This is a genomic window from Streptomyces sp. NPDC059564 (genome assembly GCF_042735575.1).
Classification (GTDB): domain Bacteria; phylum Actinomycetota; class Actinomycetes; order Streptomycetales; family Streptomycetaceae; genus Streptomyces.
Window position 1 is genome coordinate 1 of record NZ_JBHWBP010000485.1, and the last position, 4,491, is coordinate 4,491.

At 74.5% G+C, this 4,491-nt stretch carries 4 protein-coding genes; 3 read left to right on the forward strand and 1 reads right to left on the reverse strand.

Annotated features, from left to right (window positions below):
- Nucleotides 1–151 precede the first annotated feature (151 nt).
- A complete protein-coding gene (locus ACFV0Q_RS38630) occupies nucleotides 152–763 on the reverse strand; it encodes a GPP34 family phosphoprotein (protein WP_385012386.1) in 612 nt (203 codons plus the stop codon).
- 403 nt (nucleotides 764–1,166) lie between these two features.
- Here ACFV0Q_RS38630 and ACFV0Q_RS38635 point away from each other — a divergent pair, with 403 nt between their 5' ends.
- Genes ACFV0Q_RS38635 through ACFV0Q_RS38645 form a run of 3 tightly spaced genes read left to right on the forward strand, consistent with a single transcriptional unit; the run spans nucleotide 1,167 to nucleotide 4,338 of the window.
- Nucleotides 1,167–1,574 carry a hypothetical protein gene (locus ACFV0Q_RS38635; RefSeq protein WP_385012388.1) on the forward strand — a complete coding sequence of 136 codons (408 nt, stop codon included), beginning with the start codon at nucleotides 1,167–1,169 and terminating at the stop codon, nucleotides 1,572–1,574.
- Entirely contained in the window at nucleotides 1,571–3,499 is a 1,929-nt protein-coding gene (locus ACFV0Q_RS38640; RefSeq protein ID WP_385012389.1) for a GMC family oxidoreductase, read from the forward strand. The genes ACFV0Q_RS38635 and ACFV0Q_RS38640 overlap by 4 nt, the downstream gene beginning before the upstream one ends.
- Nucleotides 3,496–4,338 carry a hypothetical protein gene (locus ACFV0Q_RS38645; RefSeq protein ID WP_385012391.1) on the forward strand — a complete coding sequence of 281 codons (843 nt, stop codon included), beginning with the start codon at nucleotides 3,496–3,498 and terminating at the stop codon, nucleotides 4,336–4,338. The genes ACFV0Q_RS38640 and ACFV0Q_RS38645 overlap by 4 nt, the downstream gene beginning before the upstream one ends.
- Nucleotides 4,339–4,491 lie beyond the last annotated feature (153 nt).

Genomic DNA, 4,491 nt, shown 5'->3' on the forward strand with positions numbered 1-4,491 from the left:
CCGGGGCCTTGATCGAGCGCTGGGCAGGCCTTGCACCTGCATTCCCCCACGGGAAGTGGGGTGTCTTTCCTTGGACCACCAACGCCGGTCCCACCGCCGTGACTCACGGCCGCGAGAACAAGATCAATCTAACATATCGCGGCGACCATCGTCATCCGCCGCTGCCTCGCCAGATGTTGTCGAAGGCGGCGTCCTCGATGGCGCGCCGCTGCCGTACGGAACCCAGTTCCACCACCGCGTCGTTGACGGCGGCCAGCACGGTCGCCACGGCGTCGTCGGCCACGTCCGGCGCGTCCTCGGCCGGCTTGCCGCGGACCCCGAGGGCCTCCGCGAGGAGCGCGAGGACGGGCTCGTCCGCCGACCAGCGGTCCGTCGCCCGCCGGCGGGCGGGCGTATCGGCCGGCGCCAGCCGGCCGGCCTGGAAGGAGATCCCGCGCCGGCGTTCCCGTACGAGGTCCCCGTCCGCCTCCAGGGCGGCCCGGTAGGCCTCGGCCAGTCCGCGGCCCCTGCGCCACAGCCAGTCCTCGACCGACTCGTGGGGCGCCTCCCGGACGAGCGCGTCGGCCGCCTCGCCGAGCAGGCGGTCGGCCGGTTCCGGCCGGGGTCCCGGAACGATCCGGTCGCCGTCGAGCCCGACGGCCCCGGCCGCGAGGAGGTCGATCAGCTCGGCGCCCGCGAGCGCCAGCGACAGCTCGCCCTGTTCGACAGGGCGATCGGGCGCCGTGTCCATGGTGACGATCAGCAAGTCCCGCGGTGTCGTCATGAAGGTTCCACGTCCCGTCCGTCCACAGCGAATGCGTCCTGAGCAGCGGCCCGGCGGCCGGTGCGGCTCCGGAGGGCCGGGCCCGTCGGGCCCTGCCCGCACGAGCTTACGGAGCGACGGCGGCGGGTGCAGCTGTTTCACCTCCGGTCGGCGTCACCGTAAGGACCTCGTCACCACTCTCACTCCCTCCCGCCGAAAGGATCTTGGATCCGGCCGATGACCGGAGCGTTCCGGCCACCGGGCGGTCGGAGCGCATGGCGCGGTCCCGGCCGGGGCAAGGCTGATCGCCGTGCGGAGGCCGACGGCCATCGCCACCGGCGGAGCGGCCACGGGAGTACGGGACCACGGGTCCCACGGGTCCGCGTACGGATGCCGGTGCAGGCAGGCGAGAACGCGAGGCGGCATGCGCGATGTTGAGGACGGCGAGATCGAGGAGTTCCTCGGTCTCTCCAGCCGTCTGACCGGCTTCGGCCCCGACGAACTGCGCGAGGGCGCACCGGCGGCCGAGCTCCTGGCCGTGCTCCTGGAGCAGGTCGGCGCCCACACCTACCGGCGGCTGGTCGCCGAACCCGACGCGCCCGACGCGGGAATCCGGGCGGCCGCCGAGGTCCTGATCCACCTCTGGTACACCGGCAGCCGGTCCGCATCGCCCGGCGGCGGCGAGCCGTTCGTGGTGTCGCCGCGGGCCCATGCCGGGGCCCTGGTGTGGCGGGCCGTCGGCGTACCCGCACCGGGGACCTCCGCGCCGGGCTTCGGGAGCTGGTCCCGGCCGACGCACGTCGGCGGCAGCGCGACGGAGCCCCGGCGATGACGGGAGCGGACCGGTACGACGTGATCATCGTCGGGGGCGGCATCGCCGGCTCCCTCGTCGCCCGGCACCTGGGCGATCTCGGCCGCCGCGTCCTGGTCCTGGAGGCCGGTGTCCGCGCGAGCGACCCGGAGCAGGGGGACCGCGAGGCGCTGCACCGGTTCCTGACGGCCTCGGCGAAGGTGCCAGGCTCTCCCTACGCCGCGCAGGACGCCGCTCCGTGGCCCGAGGTCACCGACCTGGCGGGCACCGAGGACGGCTACCGCGCCGACGGATACCTCCTCCAGCGCGGCGAGCTCCCGTACGCGAGCGGGTACGTACGGGTGAACGGCGGCACCGGCAACGTGTGGACCGGGCTCACCCCGCGCATGCTGCCGGAGGACTTCGACACCGAACGGTTCGGCTACGGCCGCAGCTGGCCCCTCACCTACGCGGACCTCGAACCGCACTACCGCGCGGCCGAGCACGCGATCGGCGTGTCGGCCGACGTGGACGAGCAGCGCGCCGGGGTGGGCCTGCCGTTTCCCGAGGACTACGTCTTTCCGATGCGGGCCCTCCCCCGCAGCCGCGTCGACGAGGTGCTGGCCGGGCGGCTGGACGGCCGCCGCGTCGCGGAGCCGGGCGTCGCGGAACCGGTGGAGCTGCGCGTGGTGGGCACCCCGCAGGGACGCAACGGCGTACCCGACTCCCGGTACGGGGGCGGGGCGGGCTACGTGCCCGTCGGCGCGGGCGGCCGCCCCGACCCGGGCAGTCGCTGCGTGGGCAGCGCGACCTGCATCCCGCACTGCCCCTCGCACGCCAAGTACACGCCCCTGAAGACCCAGGCCCGGTGGGGCCCCACGGTCACGCTCCGGGACCGGGCCGTGGTCAGCCGGGTCCTCGTCGCTCCGGGGGGCCGGGCCACCGGGGTCGAGTACCTGGCGTACGGGCAGGACGGCGCAACGCGGACCGGCGCGGGAGCCGTGAGCGGCCACACGGTGCACGCCGACGTGGTGGTGCTGGCCGCGCACGCGATCGAGAACGCCAAACTGCTGCTCCTGTCCGGGCTGGCCGGCCGCAGCGGGCAGGTGGGACGCAACCTGATGGACCATCCGGTGCTGCTGACCTGGGGGCTGCTGCCCGAGCGGGTCGGCCCGTACCGGGGGCCGGGTTCCACCTCGGGCCTCGAAGGGTTCCGGGCCGGTCCGGCGCGCCGGCGGCGCGCGCCGTTCAGGATCGAGATCGGCAACTGGGGCTGGCTGTGGGCCAAGGGCCCGGTCGACACGGACGTCGCCGAGCTCGTCCGCGGGGCCGGACCGGACCGTCCGGGGCTGCGGGGCGCCGCCCTGCGCGAGGCGCTGGCCGACCGCGTCGGACGGCAGTTCGCCCTCCAGTTCGAGATGGAGCAGAGTGCCGACCCCGCCAACCGGGTCACGATCGACCCCGGTCGCCGCGACCGGCTCGGCCTGCCGCGCCCGGTGGTGACGTACGGCCTCTCCCCGCACGTGAAGGACGGGATCGTGGCGGCCAAGGCGGTCTCCGACGAGATCTTCGCGCTGCTCGGCGCCGAGGACCACACCTCCTTCGAGGCGGCGGGCTGGCCCGGCCGTTTCGAACACCGGGGCCGTACGTACGGCTACCGCGGCGCGGGCCATGCCGCCGGGACCCACATCATGGGCACCGGCCCGGACACGTCGGTCGTCGACCAGTGGCAGCGCTGCTGGGACCACCCCGGGCTGTACGCGGTGGGCTGCGGCAGCATGCCGTCGGTGGCGACCTCCAACCCGACGCTGACCATGGCCGCGCTGGCGCTGCGCAGCGCGGAGCGGATCGAGGCCGACCTGGCCGAACGCGACCGGCCGGTGACCCTGACCTCGGCCCGGACCACCCGAACCGTCCCCGGCAGCCGTCCCGTCCGACCCACCCGAACCTCCGGAGCCGCCTCGTGAGCCCCTTGCCCCTGCCGCCCGTCGCGGCCCCGTACCAACTCCCCTTCCACTACGGGGCGCTCCACACCATCGGCCTGGACCACCTCGTCGACCCCGATCCGGTGCGGGAGGTCCTGGCGAAGCACCATCCGGCCCTGACCGCCGCGGACTTCGACGGCAGGTGCCTGGTCTCGCTCAACTACCAGCTGTACTTCGCCCAGTACGGGTTCGGCGGCGGCATCACCCAGGAGATCGAGGTCAACATCGTCGCGTACCCCACGGCGTCGGCGCACCGGCTGCCGGAGGTGGACTACCGGCAGTACGCGCAGGGTTACGACCAGACCAGGCTGCTCGGCATCGCCCGCATCCACGTGCTGTGCGACAACGCGCTGGCCATCGACGCCGGACGCCGGCTGTACGCGGAACCGAAGTACCCCGGCTGGTTCGAGGTGGAGATGCCCTCGCTCAACGGCCCGGCCGGCGACACCTGGAACGTGCGCTGCCTGGCGGCCGAGGCCGCGGAGGACGGCGGCATCGCCCGCCGGGACACCGCGTTGTTCTCGTTCCGCGCCGAGCTGGACGGGCTCGCCCCCGTCCCATCGAACAACGCGCCGATCACCGGCTACGGGACCGACGCGGCGGGCCTCGCGCTCGCCGGTCCGATGAACGTGTACCAGCCGTACCGGTGGTACGACCTCGACGGCCCGGCGTCCGGCCGGGCGCGGCTGACCGTGCACGACGCGACCAGCGATGTCGGCGAGCACCTGCTCCGCCTGGTCGGCGACGCGCCCGCGGCCGGGGCCTGGACCTTCCAGTCCCCGCCCGTCGCCGCGCACAACCGCCCGTACTACCTGGCCTGAGGCCGAGCGAGAGGAGCGAACCGGATGACCCTTCCGGCCGACCGCGTCGATGCCGCCCTGCGCCTCCTGGAGGACGCGGGCGCCGCGTCCGCCGAGCATCCCGGCGGCACGCTCGGCGCCCACCTGCTACGGGTGCAGCGGCGGCTAGGACGC